This window comes from Streptomyces sp. NPDC056883 (assembly GCF_042788835.1).
In the GTDB taxonomy this organism is placed as follows: Bacteria; Actinomycetota; Actinomycetes; order Streptomycetales; family Streptomycetaceae; genus Streptomyces; species Streptomyces stoeckheimensis.
In genome coordinates this window covers 54,061-79,193 of the sequence record NZ_JBHUBS010000018.1, presented here as the reverse complement: position 1 = coordinate 79,193, position 25,133 = coordinate 54,061, and the positions used below count along the sequence as shown (strand labels likewise).

The 25,133-nt window shown below is 74.2% G+C and carries 16 protein-coding genes; 3 read left to right on the top strand and 13 right to left on the bottom strand.

Translation table 11 applies throughout. From position 1 onward, the window contains the following. The first annotated feature begins 235 nt into the window (after positions 1–235). A complete protein-coding gene (locus ACFRU2_RS33095; RefSeq protein WP_382979332.1) occupies positions 236–1,117 on the top strand; it encodes a hypothetical protein in 882 nt (293 codons plus the stop codon). A gap of 45 nt (positions 1,118–1,162) precedes the next feature. Here the strand turns inward: ACFRU2_RS33095 and ACFRU2_RS33090 are convergent, their stop codons facing one another. From ACFRU2_RS33090 to ACFRU2_RS33060, 7 genes are all read right to left on the bottom strand, one after another. Beyond that, positions 1,163–2,932 (bottom strand): hypothetical protein, encoded by a 1,770-nt coding sequence (locus tag ACFRU2_RS33090; protein ID WP_382979329.1) that lies wholly within the window; start codon positions 2,930–2,932, stop codon positions 1,163–1,165. Beyond that, a complete protein-coding gene (locus ACFRU2_RS33085; RefSeq protein ID WP_382979326.1) occupies positions 2,929–6,900 on the bottom strand; it encodes a DUF5682 family protein in 3,972 nt (1,323 codons plus the stop codon). Before ACFRU2_RS33085 ends, ACFRU2_RS33090 begins: the two co-directional genes overlap by 4 nt. 4 nt (positions 6,901–6,904) lie before the next feature. After that, on the bottom strand, positions 6,905–8,107 hold the full coding sequence (locus tag ACFRU2_RS33080; RefSeq protein WP_382979323.1) for an AAA family ATPase: 1,203 nt from the start codon (positions 8,105–8,107) through the stop codon (positions 6,905–6,907). Next, complete coding sequence (locus ACFRU2_RS33075) at positions 8,104–13,113, bottom strand: hypothetical protein (protein WP_382979320.1); 5,010 nt, start codon at positions 13,111–13,113, stop codon at positions 8,104–8,106. The genes ACFRU2_RS33080 and ACFRU2_RS33075 overlap by 4 nt, the downstream gene beginning before the upstream one ends. Beyond that, entirely contained in the window at positions 13,110–13,964 is an 855-nt protein-coding gene (locus ACFRU2_RS33070; RefSeq protein WP_382979317.1) for a DUF4132 domain-containing protein, read from the bottom strand. Before ACFRU2_RS33070 ends, ACFRU2_RS33075 begins: the two co-directional genes overlap by 4 nt. A gap of 209 nt (positions 13,965–14,173) precedes the next feature. Further along, entirely contained in the window at positions 14,174–15,766 is a 1,593-nt protein-coding gene (locus tag ACFRU2_RS33065; RefSeq protein ID WP_382979314.1) for a PQQ-binding-like beta-propeller repeat protein, read from the bottom strand. Between the two features lie 180 nt (positions 15,767–15,946). Beyond that, complete coding sequence (locus tag ACFRU2_RS33060) at positions 15,947–16,861, bottom strand: tyrosine-protein phosphatase (protein ID WP_382979313.1); 915 nt, start codon at positions 16,859–16,861, stop codon at positions 15,947–15,949. A 252-nt stretch (positions 16,862–17,113) separates the two neighbouring features. Here ACFRU2_RS33060 and ACFRU2_RS33055 point away from each other — a divergent pair, with 252 nt between their 5' ends. Together ACFRU2_RS33055 and ACFRU2_RS33050 are read left to right on the top strand one after the other, a co-directional pair. Beyond that, positions 17,114–17,824 (top strand): response regulator transcription factor, encoded by a 711-nt coding sequence (locus tag ACFRU2_RS33055; protein ID WP_382979310.1) that lies wholly within the window; start codon positions 17,114–17,116, stop codon positions 17,822–17,824. Next, on the top strand, positions 17,821–19,479 hold the full coding sequence (locus ACFRU2_RS33050) for a sensor histidine kinase (RefSeq protein ID WP_382979307.1): 1,659 nt from the start codon (positions 17,821–17,823) through the stop codon (positions 19,477–19,479). The genes ACFRU2_RS33055 and ACFRU2_RS33050 overlap by 4 nt, the downstream gene beginning before the upstream one ends. Before the next feature lie 95 nt (positions 19,480–19,574). On the opposite strand, the gene ACFRU2_RS33045 is transcribed toward ACFRU2_RS33050, so the two are convergent. The 6 genes from ACFRU2_RS33045 to ACFRU2_RS33020 all read right to left on the bottom strand — a co-directional run bounded on the left by ACFRU2_RS33045 (position 19,575) and on the right by ACFRU2_RS33020 (position 25,130). Beyond that, a complete protein-coding gene (locus tag ACFRU2_RS33045; RefSeq protein WP_382979305.1) occupies positions 19,575–19,937 on the bottom strand; it encodes a hypothetical protein in 363 nt (120 codons plus the stop codon). Between the two features lie 462 nt (positions 19,938–20,399). Further along, positions 20,400–21,623, bottom strand: coding sequence for an ABC transporter permease (locus ACFRU2_RS33040; RefSeq protein WP_382979303.1), 1,224 nt, complete (start codon positions 21,621–21,623; stop codon positions 20,400–20,402). Then, on the bottom strand, positions 21,620–22,456 hold the full coding sequence (locus ACFRU2_RS33035) for an ABC transporter ATP-binding protein (RefSeq protein ID WP_382979535.1): 837 nt from the start codon (positions 22,454–22,456) through the stop codon (positions 21,620–21,622). Before ACFRU2_RS33035 ends, ACFRU2_RS33040 begins: the two co-directional genes overlap by 4 nt. 41 nt (positions 22,457–22,497) lie before the next feature. Next, positions 22,498–23,904 carry a peptidoglycan-binding protein gene (locus tag ACFRU2_RS33030; protein ID WP_382979300.1) on the bottom strand — a complete coding sequence of 469 codons (1,407 nt, stop codon included), beginning with the start codon at positions 23,902–23,904 and terminating at the stop codon, positions 22,498–22,500. A gap of 75 nt (positions 23,905–23,979) precedes the next feature. Continuing rightward, positions 23,980–24,600, bottom strand: a complete 621-nt coding sequence (locus ACFRU2_RS33025; protein WP_382979297.1) for a hypothetical protein — start codon at positions 24,598–24,600, stop codon at positions 23,980–23,982. 185 nt (positions 24,601–24,785) lie between these two features. Beyond that, entirely contained in the window at positions 24,786–25,130 is a 345-nt protein-coding gene (locus ACFRU2_RS33020; RefSeq protein ID WP_382979294.1) for a hypothetical protein, read from the bottom strand. Between the last annotated feature and the right edge of the window lie 3 nt (positions 25,131–25,133).

Below are 25,133 nucleotides of genomic sequence, written 5' to 3'. Positions count from 1 at the left end.
TCGCCCGCACGCTAGCCGGGGACCGCGGGGTGCGCATCGTCCCAGTGGGGTACTTCGCCCCGGTCAGGCACCCCGTCGGGGGTGCTGTGGATGCCCCCGGCAGAGGACGCAGCCGAGGAGCCGCCCTTCCTAGCCTGGCGGCCACTCACCAGCGCCGGCCTCCGGAGGACCTGTGAACCACGCACCGGCACGACTACGCACCTGGCATCGCCCATTGATGCTCAACGCCGCACTGATGTTTGCCATTTCGCTGGTCGCCGCCGTCGGCATCCTCATCGACGACCGGCAACTCATGGGCGAGTCCGTCTGGTTCAAGCCCATGAAGTTCGGATTCGCCTTCGGCGTGTACGGGGTCACGCTGGCCTGGCTGTTGAGCCGGCTGATCAGGGGCAGCCGGCTGGGCTGGTGGACCGGCAGCGTCATCGCGGCGGCAGGGGTGATCGACGTCTGCGCCGTCGCCTACGCCGCCGCCCACGGCACGTACAGCCACTTCAACGAGAACACCGACGCCGTGGCCCGCACCGTCGGCACGGCGTTCTCCATCGGTGTCATGCCGCTCCTCGCGGCCACCCTGGTCATCGCGGCACTGGTCCTGTTCCAGTCGGACGAGGACCGCGCGCTGCGCATCGCCCTCGGCGCGGGGCTCGCGCTGGCCGCGGCCGGGATGGCCGTGGCGGCCTGGCTCAACACCCTTGCCAGTGAGCCGCGTACGGTCGCGGACGCGGCCGGGAACCCGGTCGTCCTGAGCGGCGGCCACGGCATCGGCGATCCCGACGGCCACGGCATGCCGCTCACCGGCTGGAGCCTCACCGGTGGAGACCTCCGCGTGCCGCACCTCGTCGGCATGCACGCCATCCACGTCCTGCTGCTGCTCATCGTCCTCGTGCAGCTGTCCGGCACCCGCCTCGGCCGACCGCTCGGCAGCCGCGTCCGCACGCGGCTCGTCGGCGGCTTCGCCCTCTGGTACGCGGGTCTGTTCGCGGTCCTCACCTGGCAGGCGCGACGCGGCCAGTCCGTGGCCCACCCTGACCTGCACACCCTGGCCGCCCTCGCCGCGGTGACGCTGCTCGCCCTCGTCGTCACCTCGCTCGGCCTCGCCACCGCCCGGCGCCCGTAGCGGCCCCGAGCAGCCTGCTGACGGGCTCCCCCGGCGCCGCTGCCCTCACCGTTCCTGTTGCCATGCCGCCGCACACAGCGAGGTCTCGGCAGCCTCCGTGTACAGGGCCGCGCCCAGCCAGGCGCGGGCGAAATCGGTCGGGTCGGCGGGGAGCAGGCGGCCGAAGGGGTCGCGGGCGCGCCGGGTGGCGGTGCGTTGGAGTCCGGCCAGGAGATCGGCGGCGGTGGGAAGGGCCGAGCGGCGCAGTTGCCCGGCGTCGGCCGACAACGATCCGGGGACGGCCAGGAAGGGGCGTCCGGCGGCGACGGCCTGCTCGAGGCGGCGGCGCAGGAGGTGGAGGGGGGCCTGGTCCGCCTCCCGGCCGGTGGGGACCTGCGCGACGGGCGGCGGCGGGGCCGAGGGGAGGTCGGCACGTTGCAGCCGGTCCAGGCCCAGGTCGACGCGCCGGGCGGGATCCGTCGGGTGGGCGGCCGCCAGGAGTCGGAGGCTGGGCCGGGAGCCCGGGAGGAGGCGGCCGACGACGCGCAGGCGCGTACCGGGCAGGGCCGCGAGCATCCGGAGGTTGTCGCGGTACGCCAGCGCGGGATGGTCGTGGGCCGCGGTGAGGCGGAGCGTCAGGTCGCCGCACGTGGCGAGGAGGCAGTCGCCGCCGGTCTCGCGGGCGGGGCCCAGGATCGTCACGTCGAGGAAGAGCAGGTCGGCGCCCGGTGCCCGGGAGTGCAGGGCGCGCGCGATCTGTTCGGCGGCGGGCGGTGCCCACAGGGCGGCGAGGGGTTCGTCCGTCCAGGCCGCGCCCGCCGCCTGGACCGCCTTGACCCCGGTGCCCGCTCCGAGGCGGCCGGTGGGCGAGACCGTGGCCCCCGACAGGGCCAGCCCTGCGTGGGACAACTGGCGGTGGGTGAGCGCGGTGTCGCCCAGGCGTACGGTGCGCCCGGCTGCCGCCGTGGCTCGGCCGGGGCCGCCCGGGGCGATGTCCGAGACGGTGTAGAGGCGGCCGTCGGCGGCGGCGGTCCAGGTGATGGCGCCCGCGTAGCCGCCGGCGGTGATCAGGGGTTCGGTGAACAGGCCGTACAGGCGCAGGGATCCGTCCGGTACGTAGGTCTGCCGCGCGGTGCCGCGCAGGGCGGCCAGTTCAGGTCCGGTGGCGTCGGGCAGCCGGTGGGCGGTGCCGAGCAGTTCGAGGACGGCTGCCGTGAGGTCGGCGAGGCGGTAGGCGGGGTCTGCGGAGCGGGCGGAGCGCAGCGTGGTGACGACGGAGACGGCGGCCGCGGCCGGGCGGGGCAGGCCGGCGAGCTTGGCGGTGTGGGCCGCCCGCAGCAGTTCGGACTGCAGGACGGCTCCGGCGCCTTCGATGCCCGTGTCGAGCAGGGCGGCGCCCGCTGCCCACAGGTGGCCGGCCGCGGCACGCTGCTCGGGGGTGGCCGTGCTCTCTTCGGCCTCCGGCGGCTGAGGGGCTCCGGGGGCCTCGCCGGGGGACGGTTGGCCGGCGTCCGGGTCGGAGGACGGGGCGGCCTCGGGGTCGGCCACGGGCGCGGCGGACGCGATCGCCGCCCGGTGCAGGCAGCCCGGGGCGAGCAGGCAGCCGCAGCGGATGGCGTCCGCCGTGGTCACCACCCCGGCGGGGGCGTGGAGTTCCAGGTCGGTCTCGTCGTCGACCGTGATCCGTACGGTGTCGCCGTCGCGGATGACGGGCCGGTCGGCGATCTTGGTGATGGCGGCGTCGAGCCGCTTGCGCAGCCTGGGCGAGAGCGCGCCGACGATCTCGGCGGTCACGGCGGGCGCGACGGCGGGCAGGTGCTGGCTGTCCTGGCTCATGCGATCTTCTCCCCTACCCAGCGGGCGAGTTCGAGCGGGCTGAGGGCGGCGACGGGCATCCCGGCGGCGACGAGCTGCCCGGCGACACCGGTCGAGTACCGGGGGCGGCCGGTGTGGTCCAGGCTCGCGCAGCCGAGTACGTGGCACCCGGCTCCGACGAGGGTGCGCACCTCGGAGAGGAGCCCGCCGACCGGATGTCCCTCCTCGAAGTCGCTGATCACGACGACCAGGGTGCGGGACGGCACGGTCACCAGGGTGCGGGCGTGGCGCAGCCCGGCGGCGATGTGGGTGCCGCCGCCGACCCGTACCTCCAGCAGCAGGGACAGCGGATCGTGCACGTGGTCGGTGAGGTCGATGACCTCGGTGGAGAAGGCGAGGAAGTGGGTGGAGACGGTGGGCACCCCGGCCAGGACGGCCGCGGTGAGGGCCGACCAGATGGTGGAGGCCTCCATGGAGCCCGAGACGTCGGTGACGAGGATCAGCCGCCAGTCGGCGGCGCGCCGGGCGCGGGAGCGGAACACCGGGTGCTCGGGAACGACCTGGACGCTGCCGTCGGGGGCGCGGCGTGCGGTGGCGAGGTTGGCGCGCAGGGTGCGGGCCAGGTCGAGCCGGCCGCCGGGGCGTCGGCTCGGGCGGGGCAGCGTGATGCCGGTCAGGGCGGGGCGCAGCCGGGTGGCCAGCTGCCGGGTGAGTTCGTCGACGAGTCGGCGGACCAGGGGGCGGAGTGCGCCGAGCCGGGCCTCGGGGAGGCCGCCCGCGTGCTGGAGGACCGTACGCAGCAGGTCGACTGAGGGGCGGACGCTGTCGGGGTCGAGTTCGCCCAGGACGTCGCGGCGGCCGGACGCGGCGGCCGCGGCGAGGACCTCCTCGCGGATGCCGGGGCCGAACAGGGCGGACAGTTCCTCGGACCATTCGCGGACGCCGGGGTAGGGCGCCTCGCGGCCGCCGCGGTTGCCCGCGCCGAGATCGCCGCGGGAGCCCTCGCCGCGGCCGGTGCCGTACAGCTCGTCCAGCGCGGTGGCCAGCGGTGCTGCGGATGGGGGCAGTTGGTCGGTGCGGCGTCCGAGTACCAGCCGCCAGCGGTCTGCGGGGGCCAGGACGCGGTCCGGCGCGGGTGCGGCCCGCCCCGCCGCTCCCCCGGATGCGGCGGGCGCTGCCGGGGAGGCTGCCGGCGGCAGGCCGGGCCGCTGCGCGGCCGCGGGGGCGGCGGTGTCCGGGGCCGGTGGCCGGCCGGGGGCGTGCGGTGGCGTACCGGTCCGGTCGGAGGTCGCAGGCTCCGCCGGGAGGGCCGATGACGATTCCCGGGGGCGGTCGTCGCGGTCGTGCGGGGGCGTCGCGGAGGGTCCGTAGACGTCGACGTCGGCTTCCGCCTGGGGAGCTGGTGACGGTTCGGCGGGGCGGCCGTCGCGGTCGTGCGGCGGTGTCGCGCTCGGCCCGCGGAGGTCGGGATCCGGCTGGGGGGCGGAGGGCAGCAGGCCCAGTCGGTCCAGCGTCGCGCGGGCGGCGAGGTCGGCGCGGGTCCACAGCGCCAGCGCGGCCGGGTCGATGCCGTCCGTGTCGGTGACCCCGCCCGCGGCGTCGCCGAGCCGGTCCTCCACCGCCGCGAGCAAGCGGTCGCGGGAGGCGGGGCTGAGGGTGTCGAAGCCGCCGCGCAGTGCGGGCAGGCGGTCCAGGAAGGCGGTGTCGCCGAGGTCGGTGACACGGTCCAGCACCGGGTCGAGGACGGGCGCCATGGTCTCCAGGAGTGGGCCGGCTGCGGTGAGCAGGCCGGTGAGGCGGGCGGTCAGCGCGGTGCGGGTGGCGGCGTCGGTGGCCGCGTCCACCCAGGACGCGGTGCGGGTCCCGAAGGCGTGGGCGTCCTCGTGGCCGAGCAGGACGCGGATGGCTCCGGCTGCGGCGGACATCAGCGGCGAGCCCTCGGCGGCCAGCCGGGTGAGGGCGTCGGTGAGCCGGATCCCTCCGAAGACGTCCGCGCGGTGGGCGAGTTCGAGCAGTGCTCGGGCGTCGTCGGGGTCGTCGGAGCCGGTGAGGCCGTCGACCTGGCGGACGGCGGCCGAGGTGAGCAGTTCACCGACGGCCGCCGATCGCGCGGCGCGGTCCGGGTCCGGGCCGAGTCCGGCGATGTGGCCGGCCCGGATGCGGTCCAGCAGGGCCAGGGCGGCCAGCAGTTGGGGCAGTGTGCCGGTGGCCGGTACGCCCTCGCCCAGTTCGGTGAGGCGTTCGTCGGCCAGCGCGGGCAGTCCGCAGGCGGCGGCCTGGGCGAGGCCGTCGATGCTCTGGGCGGCGGTGGGCCCGCCGTCGTCCTGTTCGGCGCGGCGCCGTTCGCGCAGCAGGCCTTCGGCGGCCTGGGCCGGGGTGACGCCGCGTACTCCGGCGGCGGTGAGCATGGCGGCGGTGGCCGGAGTCCACCGCACTTCCCACCGGGTGGTCACGGCCTCGCCGGCGCCCGCGCCCGTCACGGGCGTCGACGAGGCGTAGGGGATGCCGCAGACCGTCAGCCGGCGCAGCAGGAGTTCGCGGCGGCGGTCGAGGTCCGAGCGCAGGGGGTCGAGCCGCAGGTCGCGGGCGGCGGGGCCGGTGTCGGCGGGGCCGGGCAGGCCGAGGGCCTCGACCGCGTCCTCCACGGCCGGGGCCAGACCGCTGCGCGGGGCGGCGGGTGCGGGCCGGCCGGAGCGGGTGCCGACCAGGACCCGTTCCAGCGAGCGGGCGACGGCGCGCCCGCGGCCGAGCGGTTCGCCCTGGGCCAGTACGGTCTGGACGGCCTCGATCAGTTCGCCGCGGCCGGGTGCGGGCAGGCCGCGCAGCCGGGCGAGGTCGCCCGCCAGCCGGACGATCTCGCGGGCGTCCGCGGGACCCGAGGGGTGGTCCTGCGCGCGCAGTTCGCCGCAGATCCGTACGGCCGTGGTGAGCAGTGCCTCGTCGATGGCGGCGGGACGGCCCGCCGCCTCCAGGACGAGGTGCTGCCATTCGGGGTCGCGGATGCCGGCCGGGTAGCCGGACCGCTCGTCCAGCAGCGGATAGGTGTACGGGATGAGGGAAACGGTCCAGGCCGGACCGTTGGGGAGCGCGTCCGCGGGCGGCACCGGGCCGGTCCCGGGGCCCAGCAGCGCCGGGGTGTGGAAAGCGCCCACGACCACGGCCGCCCGGCGCCCGGAGGCCGTGGCCTCGTGGATCCGGGCGCGCATCCAGCGCTCGCGGGCCAGGTCCGACGCGGCCACCGCCCCGGCCCGTTCGGCGTCGTGCCGCAGCGCCCAGCCCGTGAGCAGGGCGGCGCGGCGCAGCGCCTCGGGCGGGGAGCCGGGGGCGGCGGTCTCCACCAGGCGGTCCCACAGGTCCTCGCCGGGACGGCCGGTGAGGCGAGCGGTGAGCGCCTCGTGCAGTCCGGGGCCGTCGTGGCCCGCCGCGGCCGGGTGCCGGGGTTCGTGCCGGGGTTCGTGCCGGGCCGGGTCGGACAGCGGCAGGTCGCAGGCGATCACGGGGATGCCGTGGCGGGCGGCCCAGCGCACGGCGACGAGTTCGGGAGAGAAATCGGCGAACGGGTAGAAGGCCGGCCCGCGCCCGGCCCCGCCGCCGGCCCCACCGGCCCCACCGGAGGTGGCGGGGACGGCGGCCAGGGCGACGGGGGCCCGGGTGTCGGCGTGGGCGAGCCAGGGCAGCCACTCCTGCAGATCCGCGGGCAGCTCGACGAGCAGCACCTCGGGCTTCGCCGCGTCCAGGAGTTCCGGCATGACGGCGGCGAGCGACGGCGCGTGGTGGCGCACGCCGATGAGGTACGGGGCGGTGGGGTCGGTCAGGGCCTCCACCGCCTCGTCCGGAGTCATGGCCGGGGTGGTGAAGTCCGACGGGGCGGTGGCGGCTTCCGCCGTGGTGGCGGCTTCCGCCCTGGTGGCGGCTTCCGCCCTGGTGGCGGGGGCCGCCGTGGTCAAGGCTTCCGCCGTGGTGGCGGGGGCCGGGGGCGCAGCGGTCATGGTGTCAGCCCTCCAGGGCCGGGCGCAGGTCCCACAGGGTGCGCCAGGTCGCCGAACCCTGCTCTGCGCGGCGGCGCACCGCACCGTCCCAGTAGCCCAGCAGCCGGGCGGCGTCGGCCGGGTCGTCCTTGCGGACCACGCCCAGCAGGTGCCCGGGGAGCAGGGACAGCACGTCCCGGTCGCCGGGGAAGTACGCGGCGGCCAGGGCCAGCGAACCGGCTACGGACACCGCCTCCGCGGTGCTCATCACCGTCGACGGGCGCTCGACCTCCCAGCCTTCGGCCGACCGGCCGTCCCGGAGGTCACGGAAGGCCGTCACGAGTGCTTCGAGGATCGCGTCGTCCACCTGGAAGGGTGCACCGGCCCGGGTGACGGCCGCGTGGGCCTGGCGGCGTACCAGGGCGGTCTCGGCGTCCAGGTCGCCGATGGGGCCGACCGTCTCGAAGTTGAAGCGGCGCTTGAGGGCCGCGGACATCTCGGAGACGCCCTTGTCGCGGAGGTTGGCGGTCGCGATGAGGGTGAAGCCGGGGGCGGCGTGGGCGAGGGCGTCGGCGCTGCCGGCCAGTTCCGGAACGGCGATGCGCCGTTCGGACAGGAGCGAGACCAGGGCGTCCTGGACCTCGGGCAGACAGCGGGTGATCTCCTCGACCCGGGCCACCGCGCCACGGGTCATGGCGGTGAGGACCGGGGAGGGCACCAGGGCCTGCCGGGTGGGGCCCTGGGCCAGGAGCAGCGCATAGTTCCAGCCGTACTTGAGCTGGTCCTCGGTGGTGCCCGCGGTGCCCTGCACCACCAGGCCGCTGGTGCCGCACACGGCGGCGGACAGCAGCTCGGAGAGCATCGACTTGGCGGTGCCGGGCTCGCCGACGAGCAGCAGCCCGCGTTCTCCGGCGAGGGTGACGACGCAGCGTTCCACCAGGGCGCGGTCGCCGACGAACTTCTGCTCGACGACCAGCTTGCGCGGGACGCCGTCGGGGGCAGCAGCGCCCTCGGGCAGGCGCAGGGCCTCGCCCGCGCTGCCCATCACGAAGGTGACGACGGCGCGCGGGGTCAGCAGCCAGGCGGGCGGGCGGGGGCCGTCGTCGTAGGCGGCGAGGAAGGCCAGTTCGGCGGCGTGCCGGTCCTCCGGCGGGCTGACCTGCCGGGCGGCTGCGATTTCAGACGGAGGTGCGGACGGGGGTGCGGAAACGGTGGTGTCGGTGGTCATCGGCGGCGGCCCTTCCGGGTGGCACGGGTGGTGAGTTCTTCGAAGGCGGGGGCGTCGCCGTCCTTGACGCGGCCCCATGCGCGGGCGAACAGGGCGGGCACCGGCAGGTGCGGCACGGCCCGGGTGCGGTCACGGAGCGGGTAGAGGGGTTCCTTCCAGGTCTCCACCGGCAGGGCGGGGGCCTTGAATTCGTGCCAGCCACAGGGCAGGAACAGGGTCCGGCCCGCGCGGGACCGCTTGGCCTCCAGGACCAGGCCGGTGGCGGCCAGTTCGGTCCTGGCCTTCTTCGACCGGCCCGGCGTCCACCCGGTCCAGCGGGTGCGGTCGCGGTCGGTCGGGTCGGGCAGTGCGAGCAGTTGCAGGTAGAGCACGGCCGCGTCGTCGCCCAGTCCGTGGGTCGCGGCGACCTCGGCGACCAGCTCCGGGACCGAGCGGGCGGGGTCCTGGGCGTAGCCGGTGAAGCCGCCGGGAACCGAACCGGCCAGGACGGCCTGTTCGAGGTCGTCGCCGAGCAGGGTCCGCACCGCGGCCAAGCTGTGGGCGCGGCCCGTACCGACCAGCCCTTCGAGCAGCCCGAAGACGGGATCGTCCGCGCCGGTGAGCCCGGCCGTACGCACCAGCGTCATCTCGGTGTCGCCGTACCAGGGGCGCAGCACGAGGGCGTCCCCGAGGCGGGTGAGGCCGTCGGCTCCCGCCCCTCCGGTCGCGGGCATGCCGTACGCGGTGCGCAGCGGGAGCGCGGTCGCGGTGCCCTTCTCCGTCCACTCCACGTCCAGGTCGAGGATGAGCCCGGGGTCGGCGAGGCGCCGGCGCAGCGCGGCGAGCCCGGCCGGCAGGTGGGCGCGCAGCGGATGGCCGTACGGCAGCCCGTACGCGAGCCCGCTGAGCGCGGCCACCGCGCTCGTGAGGTGGCCGCGGCCGGGGACGGCGGCCGGGTCCTCGGCGACGAGGTCGCCGTCCTTGTCGAGCCGCATGACGGTGGTGCGGCTGAGCCACGTGGTGCGATCGGGGTTGAGGACGGCTTCCGCCGACGCGATGGACACGCCGGCCAGGACGTCGCCCAGGTCCTCCGGGAGCCGGACCAGTGACCCCAGGTGCTCCGCCCAGGTCTTGGCGGCCGCCGTGGTGTCGGGGCCGGTCTCCCACAGGTCGGCGGGGTCGGCGGGCAGCAGTGCGTCCAGCAGGGCCAGCCGGTTGGCGGCGCCGAGCGCGCTCAGCCGGTCGTGGGCCCGCTCGGCCTGCCGGGCCTTGAGACCCGTCAGCGTCAGTGCGTCCGCGTGCGGTTCGCCGGTGCCCGCCGCGACCAGCAGGGTCGCCTGTGCGGGCCCGATGCCGGTGGCGGCGTCGAGGGTGGCGGGCGCCTCGGGCCGCCACGGCGCGGCGCCGCGCTCGCGGACGAGGCGGATCAGCGGGAGCAGGCGCTCGTGCGGGAGGGCGGGGGTGTACCGCCGGTCCTCGTGGTGGGTGAAGTCGGCGATCTGGCCGAACTCCCCTGCCGGGTCGTGGTCGAGGGCGAGCCAGTGGACCCGGTCGTCGCGCTGGGTGTACTCCCGGCCGAGGATCACCACCGTGCGGTCGCCTCGGCGCAGCACCTGGCCGATCCGCTGCTTCTTGTTCTTGTCGGCCCGGTCCTCGCCGTCCTCCTCGCAGAGCAGGACCTGCCGCAGGGCGCCGACGGGGTGGGTGAGCGGGCCGGTGGCGACCGCTTCCAGGAGGAGCAGCAGCGCCTCCCGGTGTTCGTCGGTGGTGGTGGGGGCGGCGGCGCGGTAGGCGAGGGGGCCCAGGGCGTCCAGGAAGGGCAGCCAGGCCAGTTCGATGCCGGGGACGGTCCGGGTCTCGCTCGTCCAGCCGTCGCCGAGGGCCGGCAGCGCGGTGGAGTCGGGCAGGGGCTTGCCGTCGGCGGGCTTGCCGGACAGGACCTGGTTGACGGAGAGGATCTGCTGGAGGCCGCTCCACTTCTCGTCGCGCCCCCAGTACCGGTATCCGCCCGATGTGGCGATCCCTGCGACGGCGGCGGTCAGGGTGGCGTCGTCCCCGTGGACGGGCCGGTGGTCGGCGTACATCCCGTCGCCGTACGGCTTCCCCCCGTGCTGCGGGTCCTGCGGGGGTGTGGCGTACGCGGCGGTGGCGGCGCGGTGGTGGGCGGCCGTGCGCACCAGCGCGCTCACGCCGGTGAGCAGCCGGGCGTCGGTCAGCGCGGGGAGCGCCGCGGCGACGGCGGCCTCGACAAGTTCGTCCGCGGAGGGGCCGACGTACGACGTGTCGGCGGCGACCGCGGCCTTCCGTCCGGCCAGCGCCGTGGCGACGGTGTCGAGGAGGGTCGCGATCTGCGCGTCGGTGACCGTGCGCAGGGCCGCCGAGCCCTGCTCGTCGCGCGGGCGCAGGGCGTGCCAGAAGGCGGGCGGCGGGACGTACCGGGTGCCGGCGGCGTACTCGCCGCCCCGTTCGCCGAGGGGGACCGATCCCAGTGCGTCGGTGGTGACGGCGTCCTCCGGATACAGCTCGACGGTGCCGCCGACGAGGGCGGCCAGCGGCGCGGCTCCGCCCGGCAGCCTCAGGGCGCCCAGCGGTACGGGGTCCCGGCGGACCGGCTCGGCGGGCAGGGTGAAGGTCCGCCCGTCGGGGGTGCCGGAGGTGATGCGGCGGTCGGGGTCCTCTCCCTCGGTGCGCACCCAGCGGCCCAGGACGGTGCCGTCGGTACCGAACGGCGTGGTCTCCAGGCCCGGGAGCAGCGGCAGGACCTCGCATTCCTCGGTCACGAGGCGGGCGCCGTCGCGGATTCCCGACTGCAGGAAGGCGGGCAGCGAAGCACGCCCGTGGGTGCCGCCCGCCGGGTCGTACTCGACCCAGCAGTGGTCTCGGCCCTGCTTGCCCTGGCGCCAGTGTCCGGTGCCGTCGCCCAGCACGGGGCGGGTGGACGGCAGGGTGGTGTCGCCCGCGTGCAGGGTGCGGCCGCCGGTGGCGCGGCCGCCGCCGGGCAGCGGCAGCGACGGGGAGTCGACCTCCTGCCCGTTCCACCACTGCGGGAGCTGCTCGCCGCCGAGGGTGAAGGGTTCGGCGGGGCGGGTCGACCAGTACGCGCGCTGCTTGCCGTCCTGCGTCCAGATGACCAGCAGTTCGCCGTCGGTGTAGCGGAAGTGGGGGCGGCGCCAGTGGTCCAGGTCGGCGGGCAGGCGCAGTTCGTGTTCGAGGAGCACCCCTTCGGGGCCGACCACGACGGCCGTGTGGCGGTTGGCGAGGACCAGGGCGGGCCAGGCCTCGGCGACCACCATCCAGTGGTTCTGGTCGGCCTGGTCGGTGTCGAGGCGCCGGTAGGTCTCCTCCAGGGCGGGCCAGCCCAGTTCGTCCAGGACGCCGGCGCGCAGGGTGGCCGCGAGGACCGGCGCCAGGTCGTACGCGGCGATATCGGCGACGGCCCGCGGGTTGACCTGGCCGGCGACCGCGCGGAAGGACGACAGGCGCCGCAGCGCCGCCCGTGAACCGGGCAGTCCTGCCGCACGGGTGAGTTCCGCGGTGCGATCGCGCAGCCAGTCGTGGAGCACGGCGCCGAGCACCGGGTGGGCGGCGATCGCGGTGAGTACGGAGTCCCCCGTGCGATGGCCGTTCAGGCCGTTCAGCGCGTCGTACAGCAGTCCGCGGAAGCGGGGACGGCCGGCGACGGCCGTCAGGTCGCGGCGGCCCGGGGTGTCGTCACCGATCCAGCGCGCCAGCGGGAGGTGGACGTTGGCACCCGGCGCCGGTTCGGTGACGGGGATGCCCCAGGCGACGCAGGCGTCGAGCAGGTCCAGGTCGGCGCCCGCGTGCCAGCGTCCCTGGAAGAGGTCGGCGGGACGGCCGTCGGCGCGCAGCCGGGGGGCCATCCGCTCGACCAGGGCCAGGGTGCGCGCGCACCGCTGCGAGCTGGACGAGCCGTGCTTGCGGTGCAGGGCCCAGCGGCTGAGCCAGTCCGCCGGGTCGACGCCGTCCGTGCTCCGCACGTCGGTGAGCAGGGTGTCCGCGCCCGTCTCGGCGAGCAGCGACAGCCAGGCCTCGTCGGCCTTGCGGTCGCCGCCGAGGCCGGCCGGCATGATCTCCAGCAGCCGGATGCGGATCTCCGGTCGTGCGGCGGCGAGCGCCACCAGGGTCGGGCGGTAGGCGGTCCAGAAGGACGCGGGGGCCCGCACGATGCTCGGCGAGGCGATCAGGTCCGCGACGAAGGTGCTCTCGGCGGTCTCCCGGTCCAGGCCCGCGGCCTTGATGAGCGCGCGGGCGTCCTGGGGCAGGGCGGCGTACGGTGCCATGCCCGCGCCGCAGCGTTCGACGGCGAGCTGGCGGAACTGCGCCCAGGCCTCGGCCGGGGCGAGGCGGCGCGACAGGTCCTGCGCGTGGTCCTTGAGCGCCTTGACGGTCAGGGCTCCGGCGAAGGCGAACTCCAGGAAGACCGCCCGCTGCCGCTCCTCGTCGACAGGCAGGCCGTGGACGCGCTCGGCGGCGCGCGCCTTGCCGAAGAGCGTCGCGCCGTAGGTGCTGTTGTCGTGCTGGAGGAAGACGCGCGCGGCCTGCTCGTAGAACGTCGGCAGGAAGTGCGGTACGGCGCGGCCGAGCCGGGTGGCGAGTGCCTCGAAGCCGTCCTTGGCGGCGCCGGCCCGCGACTTGGCCTGGCGGGCCAGCCGTTCCATGTCCTTGACCAGGGCCAGCGCGTGGTGGCCGTTGGCCGGATCGTTGACCAGGGCCCAGGCGGGGAAGCCCAGCGTCTCGCGGCGCACCTGCCCCACCTCGGGCGCATCGGGCTCGCGGGCGAGTCCGAGGAAGTCCAGGGCCAGGTCCTCGGCCTCGCCCAGGGTGCCCGCCACCAGGCGCACCACGCGCCGGTCGTCCAGGGCCGGGTGGGTGTAGGTCCGGGCGGTGAGGGTGTCGGCGTCGTCGCGGGCGACGGAGCCGACGCGCAGGATCGCCCCGGCGTCCAGCAGGGCGGCGGCCCGGGTGATGTCGTCGGTGTTCACGCCGGTGTTCATGTCGGTGTTCATGCCGCCTGCTCCTCGTCCTCGATGTCGCGTCCCGCGTACAGGGCCGCCGCCATGCGCATGCCTTCCGACCAGGCGACCGGGCCGACCTGTCCTGCGGTCAGGGCCCGGCCCGCGGCGTCGGTCCAGGTCAGTGAGCCGGTTTCGGTCCGCTCGTAGCTGTCGTAGTCGCCGATCCAGATGCGTGCCTCGACCGCCCGGCCGTCCTCGACGACCGGGCAGACCGCCTGGCCGCCGCGGGCCCGGTAGCCGAGCTGGGTGGTGCGCCCGTGCAGGAACCGCAGTTCCTTGAAGGCGCCGCCCGCGTAGTCGTCGACCGAGGCGGTCTCCGGATCCAGGTCCGCCGGGCGGTGCCAGACCTCGCGGAAGAGCTGCTGCACCTGCTGGTCCACGGTGAGTTCGACCGCGAACTCGCGGAGTTCTTCCAGGTCCGCCAGCAGCACCGGGTGCGGGATGCGGACCAGTTCGGGGCTGATGCGCACCGTGTCGCCGTCGAGGTCGACCAGGCCGAGTCCCCGGACGGGGTCGGCGTCGCGGAGGAATCCCGCGACCTCGCCGTCCTCACCCGTGACGACGAGGTCGCGCAGCGCGGAGCGCCAGGCCGTGTCCTGCCACACCTGGGCGACGACCGCGACGGGCACGGGCAGCGAGCGCACCATCCAGCGCTCTACGTCGGCGACGCACTGGCGTTCGTGCCGGTCCAGCCACTCCACCAGCTGGCGCAGTCCGACCACGGCCGGGTCGTCCGCGAGTTTCCCCGGGACCGACTTCAGCCGGCGACCCGCCGCGTTGCGGCAGACCACTTTCCCGTCGTCGAGGGCGACTTCGTAGTCGCCGGCCGGAACCCACCCCATGTGCTGTCTCCTCGGTAAGACGGCCTGGTCCGGGGCATGGCACGGCATGGCACACCCCCGGTCGCAGCGCCGCCGCGATCACGTTGGGGCGACTCTAGGGGCAGGCTCGGACAATGCCTCCGGCAGCATCACCGGGAGGGCGGATCGTGGTCTGCGTGAGCAAGTTCGGTTCCCTCGGCTCAGTGCGCGCCGGTGTGGCCCTCTCGGGGTCATGGCCGAGGTGGGAGCTCGAGGATCCGGCCGTCGACGGTTCCGATGAGCAAGTGTCCTTGGGGCGTGACGGCGAGGGACAGTGCGGCGGTCGGTGCTCCTTCGACTTCGAGCTCGGTGTGCCAGCGCACCGAGCCGTCGTCGGCGTCCAGCGCCGTCAAAGCGCCGGAGTTGTAGGCCACGTAGACGGTGTCCCCGTCGGTGTCGAGGGCAGTGGCAGGGTGATCGGTACGGTGCTGCCACCGCACCGAGCCGTTGAGGGATCGCCGCACGACGTAGGCGCCACCGGGTTGGAGCCCCTGACCGTGGTGGACGGCGCCGGCATAGACCAGGGACTGCGCGAGTTCGACCGCGGGGCCCCCGAAGTGATGCTCCTCCGGAACCCAGGAGTGTGCGAAGAGCCACCGCAACGTCCCGTCGGCGCCCAGCGCGGTGACCCACTTGCCCCTGTGCGGCATGTCCGGATCAGTGCCCACCAAGACGTACGGGCGGCTCGCGCGACGGACGGCGAAGGGGTGATTGAACAGGTCGAAGTGGCCGACTTCCGGACCGTTCTCCGGACCACCGTCGAGGTCGATCATCATCAGCCGTTCGGGATGCTTGCGGCGGCCGCCCAACTGCCTGAGGACCGCCCTCTGGCCGCCTGCGACGAGAACCGTCAGCACCCCCGGACTCAAGGTCTCCAGCACCTGCCCCGTATCGACGGCGATCCGGGCGACCCGGGGGGCGTCCGTCTCCCAACGCCTTCCCTTGAGGCGACTGCGACGTTCGGCATTGGTCCAGACCGAACTGCCGTCGGAGGCCGGCACCAGCTGCCGACCGCCCGCCTCGTCCTCGACCGCCCATTGCAGGTCTCCCGATGGCAGCCACGACTCCGCCAGGACCCCGTCCAGAGCGGCCAGCACGCGGCCGTCCTCGGTCCCTTCGACGGCCCACACACGGCGCCGTACGGACCACTGCCGATCGGCCGACGCCGCGAGCTCCGTAAGGATGCGGCGGGCCTCCGGGCCGTGATCCGGCCGGACGACCGGTTCCGCAGGGGCGGCCAGTTCCTCGCCGCAGATCGCTCCCCGCCCGACGGCGCCCCAGTCCGAGCGGGCCACAACGACCGCATGACCCTGCTCGTGTGCCTGTGGGTTCTCCCAGTCGTCGAACGGCGCCAACACCAGACGAAGCGCCGTCTCGCTGCGCCACTCCACGTCGAGCACCTCCCGCCGGAACGGCAGGGCGGACACCACGTCGCCGGAGTCCAGGTGGATCAGCAGCAGCTCACCTTCGAACGAGTAGCCGCCGTCGTAGCACCCCGTGCCAACGGCCAGCAGGGGGAGAACGGGGTGGAAGGCGAGTGCGCCAACGGGGTACCGGGACCGCACGAGGTGCCGACACCGCAGCCCGTCCTGCTCGTAGACACCGATTCGGTGCCCCGTCCACCGGGAGTCCGCGGTCCCGCTGCCCATCCACTGGAGATGTCCGAGGTCCCCGCCCACAGCGACCGTCCGCGAGCGCTCGTCTACGACGGCCAGGGCGGGTTCTCCGATCTCGGCGAACGGGCCGCCGCCGAGCACGCGTCGGACTGTCGGCACAAGGGTCATGCAGGGTTCCTCCCAGGTCGGCACATGAGTGACCGCCGTCCCGGCTCGGAACGGCGGCAGCTCATGGTCCTGGGGCATGGCGGGATACACCAATGGTTTTCATCCGGGCTGATGGTGGCCGTAGGTGCGGTGATGGTTGTTGCCTGCGACTCTGCGGCCCAGCCGGTGTTTCCGGGTCGGTCAGTCGACCATTCGCTCGCGCAGCTTGATCAGGGTGGGGATGTCGAGGCCGAGGCCGTTGGTCAGGAAGCTGCCGAAGCTTCCGTAGTCGGCGACGGCCTGGTCCCGGAACGCGGCGAGGTACGGGCTGCGGACCTCCTGGAGCGGGATGAGCAGGTCCGGGTTCTGCATGTACCCGCCGGCCTTCACCTGATCCCGAAGGGCCTTGTCGGAGGCGGCACGCAGCTGGTTGGAGAGCAGGTAGTCCTGTTCGGAGATGGTCGCCGGGACGCCGACCGCGCGCAGGATCGTGTCTGCGAGGACGCCGGTGCGGTCCTTGCCCGCGGAGCAGTGGAACGCCACCGGCTTGGTGGAGTTCGCGACGGACCGGATCGCGGCGCCGAGCGCGGAACGGTTCGCCGGGTTGGTGACGAAGCCCCGGTACAGCGCGCTCATCCGGGCTTCCGCCGCGCCGTTGCCGAGTTGGGCCTGCTGGTAGGCGGGGTCCTTGCTGCGGACGATCTGCCCGATGAACGCGAACAGGTTGGTGTCGTCGACCGGCTGGGCGATGGAGGTGACGCCGGCCGGGAGGCGGTCGAGGCCGTCGACCTGGACCTCGAGGCCGGTGCGCAGGTCGATGACTCCGCCGAGCCCGAGCTGGCCGAGCGCGGTCACGCCCTCCGGCGGGAGCTTCGACAGGGTCTCCGAGCGGTACAGCACCCCCCACCGCGTTCTCTCACCGTCGTACGTGAGGTACCCGCCGGTGTCACGGAAGTTGACCGTGCCCGGTATGGCGAGGACACGGCTGGAGGTGCTGGAGCCGTAGCCGGCCCGTACGGAGGCCCGGGGCGCGGCGTGAGCGGCCACGGGGGCCAGCGGGGCGGCGAGGGCCAGGGCGACGGCGGACGCGCCGAGGGCGCGGAAGAGGGATCGCACGACGAGGGTTCCTTCCTCAGGGAGGACCGGAACGTAACCCTCTGATCGTGGGATCTGAAGCCTTCACCCAGACCGCTTGGGCATCGACCCATGCCCGGACCAGCATCTTTTACGCGGAGATGGGTACGTGCGCTTGCTCGGGATCAACCTCGGGATTTCGGCGAGCCGTCGGTGTGACCGCTGCCGACGCCGTGTAATAACGTTGCCCCGTCGCCTTTTGAGTGAATTCCTGGTCCGGGGTGGGGGAAATCGGTGAGTGCACGCATTCTGGTCGCCGAGGACGACGAAAAGCAGTCACGGCTCGTCCGGATCTATCTGGAGCGGGAGGGAAACGCGGTCCACGTCGTGGCCGATGGGCGGAGTGCGCTGGAAATGGCGCGGGCCAACCGGCCGGATCTCATCGTTCTGGACGTGATGCTGCCGTACGTGGACGGGCTCGACGTGTGCCGCATTCTGCGGGCCGAGGGCTCCGACGTTCCCATCCTGCTGCTCACCGCCCGGAGCACCGAGGAGGACCTGCTCCTCGGCCTCGACCTCGGCGCCGACGACTACCTCACCAAGCCCTACAGCCCGCGCGAGCTCACCGCCCGGGTCCGGGCGCTTCTCCGCCGGTCCCACACCGGCGGCGCGGGCGCCGCCAGGCCGGGGCCGTTGCGGGTCGGCGCCCTCGAACTGGACCCCGCACGCTTCGAGGTGCACGTCGCCGGGCGGCCGGTGATGCTCACCGCCAAGGAGTTCGCCCTCCTGGAGGTCCTCGCCCGCGAACCGGGACGTGTCTTCACCCGGGCCCAGCTCATCGACCACGTCTTCAGCCTGGACCGGGGCGTCCTGGAACGGACGGTCGACGCCCATGTGATGAACCTGCGGCGGAAGTTGGAGACGGACCCCGGGCGGCCGCGGCTGCTCGAGACGGTGTACGGGCGGGGGTACCGGCTCGCCGACGGCACGGGGGCGGGCGCGTGAGCTTCCGGGTCCGGGTGTTCGCGCTCTTCCTCCTCGTCGTGGTCACCGCCACCGCGGCGACCGCGTGGCTGACCCTCGCACAGGTCACCCGACAGGTGAGGGAGTCGGCCGCAGCCGATCGGCAGGTCGTCGCGGGGATCACCGAGGAGCTGAGGCAGTACGCACTGGGCCACGGGACCTGGGACGGTGTCGGCGGGACCGTACGGGCGCTCGCGCGGGACACCGGGCAGCGGATCCGGATCACCGACGCGGGCGGCGCCCAGCTCGCCGACTCCGACGTGCTGCTCGGCCGCGAGCCCAGGGCCGGCGGCACCGCGGCCCCGCTGTTCGTCGATCCGCGCCCCGAACCGGTCTTCCCCGGCGGCGGATTCGTCCCCTCGCAGCCCAAGATGACGGCGTCGGCCATCGACCAGTACACGCGGAGCGTGACGTACGCGGGCTGTCTGACCCGGGCCGGCCGGGCCGTCACCATGAGTGTCGGCTCCCTGGGCGTACCCGACTACGCGGACGCGGGCACGGGCCCGGCCGAGAGCAGTGGGGCCTGCACCCGCCCGGCTGCCGTCGGCGACCCCGCCGAGCTGCGCGAGAACGGCGCCGCCATCGAGGCCGCCTGCGGCCGCCAGGAGGGAGCCGCGCGCACGGACTGCCTGCGCCGGCTGTTCGCCGAACGGACCGCGAAGGTCGCCCCACAGCCGCTCACCGTCCGGCTCGGCGCGCTCGACGGCACCGGGCGCTCGCTGGCCGTCGGTCCTACCGTCGCCGTCGCCGTCGCAGTCGCCGCCGCGGCCGTCCTGGGGGCGCTGCTGCTGAGCCGGACGGTGCTCCGGCCGGTCCGGGCGCTGACCGCCGCCTCCCGCGGGCTCGGCGAGGGGGACCTGGCCCGTCGGGTACCGGAGGCCGGAAAGGACGAGATCGCCGAGCTCGGTCGCTCCTTCAATCGCATGGCCGGCTCGCTCCAGGCCAGCGAGGAGCGGCAGCGGCGCATGGTCGGCGACATCGCGCACGAACTGCGCACGCCGCTGGCCAATCTGCGCGGCTATCTGGAGGCGCTGCGCGACGAGGTCCTGACGGCCGACGCCGAACTGCTCGACTCGCTCCACGAGGAGGTGCTGCTCCAACAGCGGATCGTGGACGACCTGCAGGACCTGGCACTCGCGGAGGCCGGCGTCCTCACGTACCACCGCGCGGGCGTCGACGCGCGCGTGCTGGCCGAGGCGTGCCGTACGGCGCACGGCGCCCTCGCCGCGGCGGCCGGGGTGGAGCTCTCGGCGGCCGTCCCGCCGGTGCCGGTACGGCTGTACGGCGATCCGGGGAGGCTGCGACAGGCGCTCAGCAACCTGGTGGGCAATGCGGTGCGGCATACGGCTCCGGGAGGCAGCGTACGGATCGAGGTGACCGAGCGGGACGGGCTGGCGCGCATCGCGGTGAGGGACACCGGCAGCGGAATCCCGGCGACCGATCTGCCCCACCTGTTCGACCGGTTCTGGCGGGCGGACGCGGCGCGCGGCCGGGCCACCGGAGGCAGCGGGCTCGGGCTCTCGATCGCCCGTCAGATCGTGGCGGACCACCAGGGCGGGATCGAGGTGGAGAGCGAAGTGGGGGCGGGAACGGTCTTCACGGTCGCGCTGCCCGTGCGGGGCGGGGCGACCCCGTGACCCCGACCGGTCCCCCGGTCACGCGACGGACCACGTGACCAGGGGACCGGGTCACGTGGTCCGTGGACCGGTCACCGGCGGGCCGAAAAGCGGGGTCAGCAGTGGGCGCTGGCTCCGTTGCCGTTCAGCAGGCTGTCCTTGATCCAGCCCTGGTACCCGGTCGCGTAGTCGTAGATGTGCGACCAGGTGCCGTTCTCACCGCTCACCCAGCAGTCGTAGCGCAGGGCATGGCTGATCTGGGCCTGGCCGAGGGCGGTACAGCCGGTGGACGGACCGGAGCGGATGTTCACCGCGTTGGAGGTGGTGCCGCCGGTCTTGCCGTCGTAGACGCCCCACCCGGGAATGCTGCAGGCGGTGGCACCGGTCGGCGCGGCAACGGCCGTGGCGGGCAGGACCAGGCCGCCGGTGGCTGCGATGACGCCGACGGCCGCCGCGGCGACCTTTGTCCGAAGATTCATTTGTTCTCCCTGAACTCGTGGATTTCCCGCCGGGCTTGTGTGCCGGGCGGGTCAGTTCGTTCGGGTACAGGGAGAAGACTTGCCGTGAGACGTGCTTTGTTCAATGCCCTACGGCGAGCCCGGTCGCTTTTCAGAAATGGCCGGTACATATCATTCCGGACTCCGCAGAAGCAGTCCGGCCATGGTGGCCAATTCTCTGCAGAATTCCGGTTGGGGCAATGCCCGGCACCCCGGGGCGAGAGGGGAACCATCCGCTTCGCAGGACCCCTCCATTCCGGGCGGCCGCGGGCGGAACCGGGACGGCAGACGGTTCCCGGGGCATGTTGGCCGCTTCCGGACCGAGGTGGGGCGGGTTCCGCACGGGGGGCGGGACGTACCGCGTGACGGTGGGGCGGGTTTCGTACGAGGGCGAGGCCCCGACGGGCGGCTCCCGGGGCCGGGCGAGCGGCCCCGGAACGGCGGTCAGGTGCCGGACAGAGCCTCCGTCGGGGCGAGCCGGCTGGCCCGTACCGCCGGATAGAGCCCCGCGATCATCCCGATCACCAGCGTCGCGGCGACGCCCGTGGCCGTCGCCCACACCGGCACCACCGTCGGCCAGCCCCGCGAGAGCGCGTACGCGGCCGTGATCAGCGTTCCGAGGACGGTGCCGCCGAGGCCGCCGAGCAGCGAGAGCAGCAGTGACTCGGTCACGAACTGGATCCGGATCTGGCCCTTGGTCGCGCCGAGCGCGCGGCGCAGGCCGATCTCGGGACGGCGCTCCAGGACGGAGATGACCATGGTGTTTCCGACCCCGACCCCGCCGACGAGGAGCGCCACCCCGCCAAGGCCGAGCAGCAGTCCGGTCAGCGCGGACTCGGTGGCCTCGCGGGCCGCGAGCGCGTCGGAGGGGCGGGAGACCTGCACCTCGCCCGGGGTCTCGGGGTTGGCGGTGGCCGCGAGCACCGACCGTACGGCCGCGACCTGCCGGTCCTCGGCCCTTACGTACACGGTGGACGGGTGGCCGTCGAAGCGCAGGTACGTACGTGCGGCCGGCCAGCCGACGAGTGCGGCCCCGTCCAGTTCGGGAGCCAGCGCGACCGGATCGAGGACGCCGACCAGCGAGAACCAGCGGCCGCCCAGCCACACCCGGGTACCCGGGGTGTGCACGTCGAGGCGCTGGGCGGCGGTCGCGCCGAGGACCACGGCCGGGTACTGCTCGGTCGTGGCGTCCAGCCAGCGGCCCCGGCCGAGCCGCCCGCCGACCACGGGGAGCAGCTCCCGCCCGGCGGCGAGCACGGTGAGCGAGCCGGTGCGGCCTACGGCGATCCGCTCGTTGCGGTAGACGTGGGCATCGGTCGAGCCGGTGGCGGCGACACTCTGCACGGGCGGGATCCGCCCCATCATGGCGGTCGCCTCCTGCGGCAGCCGCGTGGTGCCGCCCCCGAGCCGGCTGCCCGGGGTGACCCGCAGGAGATTGGTCCCGAGCGCGTCGAGCCGCCGGTCCACCTCGGCCTGCCCGGACCCGGAGATCCCGACCACGGCGATCATGGCGGCGACCCCGATGGCGATCCCGAGCGCGGACAGGAACACCCGCAGCGGGCGGGTCCGCAGCCCAGTGCTGCCGAGTCGCACGATGTCGGCGGGGTGGAGGCGTGCGGCCCGCAGCCGAGCGCCATCGCGCCGGGCCGGAGCGGGGAGGAGCGTCATGGGGTCGCCTCGGGACTGAGGGGCGCGAGCGGGCCGGAGGGCGCGTGCGCCTCTGAGGGCGTGTGGGTGTCGGTATGGGGGTCGGCGTCCGGGACGGGCGCCGGAACCGGATCCGGATCCGGGGCAGGAGTGGGGGCCGCGTGGGCCCGCCCCGAGTCCGCGACCACGCGGCCGTCGCGCATCTCGATGCGGCGCGGGAGCGCGGCGGCGATCTCACGGTCATGGGTGATGATCACTACGGTCGTGCCGGCCGTGTGGAGTTCGCGCAGCAGGGCGAGTACGGCGGCGCCGGAGGCCGAGTCGAGGTTTCCGGTCGGTTCGTCGGCGAGCAGGACCGCGGGCTCGCCGACCACCGCCCGTGCCACGGCCACCCGCTGGCGTTCGCCGCCGGACAACTGGTGAGGAAGGTGGTGGACGCGGTGGCTGAGGCCCACCCGGTCGAGGGCCGCCGCCGCGATCACCCTGCGGCGGCGCGCCGGGACGCCCGTGTACAGCAGGCCGTCGGCCACCGCTTCCAGGACGGGCACGCCGATCGCCAGGTGGAACTGCTGGAAGACGAAGCCGATCCGGGTCGCCCGCAGCGCCGAAACCTCGCGGTCCGACAGCGCCGCGACGTCGTGGCCGTCGACCAGGACCCGGCCGGCGGTCGGCCGGTCCAGGCTGCCCATCAGGTTGAGCACGCTGGACTTGCCGGAGCCCGAGGGGCCGACGATCGCGATGAATTCGCCGCGTCCGATGGTCAGGCTGACGTCCCGAACCGCCGCCACCCCGCCCGGGTACGTCTTGGAGACCGCATCGAAGCGCACGACCTCGGGGAGGCCCCCGGGACTGATCTCCGTAGGAGTCTCCGGGCGGGCCTCGGGGTGTACCGGGCTCACTCGGGGACCCTCACCTTCAGGCCCTCGCGCACGGCGGGCCCGGAGACCTCCACCTTGCCGTCGGCGAACAGGCCCGTCTGCACCGCTACGAACGTGCCGTCGGTGGTCTCCAGACCGTGGCCGCCCTCCGCGAGCGCAACGAGCGCGGCGACCGGGACGGCGAGGACACCTCGGCGCTCCTTGCCCACGTACGAGACGCCGACCGGGCCGCTCTCCAGGCGGCCCAGGGCCTCCTGGTCGGCGATGACGACGGTCACCGGGACGGTCGCGCGCGCCGCATCGGAGCCGCCGCGCTGTCCGCCGCCCTCCTCCCCTCCGCCTCCGCCGCCGTCGTCGGAACCCGCGGTCGCGCTGGTGCCCACTGACGCCACCTCGCCAGGTGCTTCGCGCCCGTCGGGCAGCGTGACGGTGACCGCGGTGCCGCGGACCGCCCATGACGCCTCCTGCGCCGAGGCGTTGACCACGACCTTCCGGGCCGTTCCGGTGTGGGTGAGCGCGTTCTCGCCGACCGCGGAGCCGAGCCGGACGGCGGCGTGGCCGATCCGGACCTGGCCGGTGGAGTAGATGACGTCACCGATGCCGACCCGGCCGGTCTGGGGCAGGCCCAGGGACTTCTGCCAGCGCTTGACCGCCGTGGCGGTGCCGGTGGTGAACTCCTCGTCCACGGTGAAGCCGGTGTAGCCGAGCGCGGCGAGGTTCCGCTCGAACTGCATGACGTCCATGCCGCGCAGGGGGCGGGTGGGGGCGCCGGAGGCGGAGGCGGCACCGGCGGTCGTGCCCGTACTTGTGCCCGTACCCGTACCCGTGCCTCCGCCCTTGCCCGAGCTTCCGCTCGATGCCGTACTGCCACCCTGGCCGTCCCCTCCCCGACCGCTCCCCGGCGTCGCCGTCGGCGTCGGTGTCGGCGCCTCCTGGCCCAGGCCCAGTTCGCGGAACATCGGCAGCGCGCCGTACAGCAGCACCACGGGGCGGTCGTCCACGCGGAGCAGCTCCCCGCCGCGCTCGACGGTCTTGCCGGGCTCCGGGAGCCAGGTGACCGTGCCGGTCGCCTTGACCGGCAGGGGTATTTCGGCTCCGTAGCCCAACTGGCCTTCCACCTGGGTGCGTTCGACCAGGTTCTCCTTGGTCACTTGGACGGTGGAGCCCGAGCGGGCCGGGGCGACGGGGTCATCGGCCCCGCCGCCGAGGCCGAGGGCGCCGACGACCGCGACCGCCGCGACGAGTGCGACTGCGCCCACCACGAGGACGGTGCGGCCGCGGCCGGCGCCGGCGGCCGGGGCGGCGATCCCCTCCGCCACCGCCTCGGCCACACGTTCCGGCTCTCTCGACTCCTGCTCTGTCGACCCCTGCTCCGTCGGCTCCGGCTCTCTCGGCTCCGGCTCCGTCCGCTCCAGATCCGTCATGTCCGAAGTCCTGTCCATACTCCGCCCCGCCTCACTCCCGACCCCCGAACCCCACCCCTGCTCCAGCCCCTGGTATCAACCCTTGCCCGGGCCGGTGCCGACCGGGTCGCCGATGATCGAGGCGCAAGCGCGGGTGGCCTGCTTGGCGCCGGCCGAGTTCTGGTCCCACATCGCCTTGCCCGAGTTGTCGTCCTCGGCATAGCCGTCCGGGCCCGGGTCGGGGAAGTCGGCGGCGCCGTTCTTCTGCATGCAGTCGGCGTAGTCGCGCTGGGTCTTGACCTGCTCGGGCGTGAGCTTGGGGCGCAGCAGCCGCTCCACCGCCTTGGGCACGGTCACCTTGAGGTCGGCGCACTTCTGGGAGGCGGTCAGGAACTTCGGGTCGTTCTTCAGCGCGCCGACGTCGCCCGTCTCGACCTGGCCCTTGGCGTCGGGGTCCGGCAGGTCGACGCCGTTCTGGCGCATGCACCCGACCCACTTGCGCTGGGCGTCCACGTACGCTGCGACCTCGCCCTGCGCGCCGCCCTGCCCGCCGCTCCCGCCGGTGTTCTCCCCGCCGGCCTGCGACGCGGCGGGCGACGAGGTGCCGTCGCCGGCGGTCGGGATCTCCTTCGCGTCGTTCCCACTTCCGCAGCCGGCCAGCGCGAACGCCAGGACCGGCGCCACGAGCGTCGCCATCAGCAACCGGTTCGTCCTCATGGGTTCTCCCACTCCTCACCTCGGGTCGGACACGACCGTAGGGCGGGGTGATGAAGAACCTTTGAAGAACCTGTCAGGCGATCATGGGGTCACCTCGACGGTCCGTCCAGGTGAAGAAAGGCCAAAGGGGACGCCCTGTCCGCACGGTGCGGACAGGGCGTCCCCCTGTTTATGGACCAGCTCGGTCAGCCCACGTACAGCATGGGGTCCGTGAGCCGGAATTCCGGGTAGACCACGGCCCGGAGCTCACACTTGAAGCCGGGAACACGGGATTCCACGATAATTCCACGCTCCCCGTTCCCTGCGTACAGCATGATCCGATCCACCTCTTCCCGGTAGATCTCGATTTCGTACTTTTCTTCCGAGCCTTTGACCAGCCGGACCGATCCGGCTCCGATATCGAAGGTCAGAGTGACGACCTGGGCGTCGCCGATGGGCGTGTCGACCCGCCAGATGTCCGGGTCATGCTCCATCGGTTCGGGGGCGGACCCCAGGATCTCGATGAATTCCGCATCGTCTGGAATGTCCATGAC

What these genes read in the sequence shown, in the direction of transcription:
- ACFRU2_RS33095 (WP_382979332.1), top strand. Translation starts at nt 236, where the DNA reads ATGTTTGCCATTTCGCTGGTCGCCGCCGTCGGCATCCTCATCGACGAC.
- ACFRU2_RS33090 (WP_382979329.1), bottom strand. Translation starts at nt 2,932, where the DNA reads ATGAGCCAGGACAGCCAGCACCTGCCCGCCGTCGCGCCCGCCGTGACC.
- ACFRU2_RS33085 (WP_382979326.1), bottom strand. Translation starts at nt 6,900, where the DNA reads ATGACCGCTGCGCCCCCGGCCCCCGCCACCACGGCGGAAGCCTTGACC.
- ACFRU2_RS33080 (WP_382979323.1), bottom strand. Translation starts at nt 8,107, where the DNA reads ATGACCACCGACACCACCGTTTCCGCACCCCCGTCCGCACCTCCGTCT.
- ACFRU2_RS33075 (WP_382979320.1), bottom strand. Translation starts at nt 13,113, where the DNA reads ATGAACACCGACATGAACACCGGCGTGAACACCGACGACATCACCCGG.
- ACFRU2_RS33070 (WP_382979317.1), bottom strand. Translation starts at nt 13,964, where the DNA reads ATGGGGTGGGTTCCGGCCGGCGACTACGAAGTCGCCCTCGACGACGGG.
- ACFRU2_RS33065 (WP_382979314.1), bottom strand. Translation starts at nt 15,766, where the DNA reads ATGACCCTTGTGCCGACAGTCCGACGCGTGCTCGGCGGCGGCCCGTTC.
- ACFRU2_RS33045 (WP_382979305.1), bottom strand. Translation starts at nt 19,937, where the DNA reads ATGAATCTTCGGACAAAGGTCGCCGCGGCGGCCGTCGGCGTCATCGCA.
- ACFRU2_RS33040 (WP_382979303.1), bottom strand. Translation starts at nt 21,623, where the DNA reads ATGACGCTCCTCCCCGCTCCGGCCCGGCGCGATGGCGCTCGGCTGCGG.
- ACFRU2_RS33030 (WP_382979300.1), bottom strand. Translation starts at nt 23,904, where the DNA reads ATGACGGATCTGGAGCGGACGGAGCCGGAGCCGAGAGAGCCGGAGCCG.
- ACFRU2_RS33025 (WP_382979297.1), bottom strand. Translation starts at nt 24,600, where the DNA reads ATGAGGACGAACCGGTTGCTGATGGCGACGCTCGTGGCGCCGGTCCTG.
- ACFRU2_RS33020 (WP_382979294.1), bottom strand. Translation starts at nt 25,130, where the DNA reads ATGGACATTCCAGACGATGCGGAATTCATCGAGATCCTGGGGTCCGCC.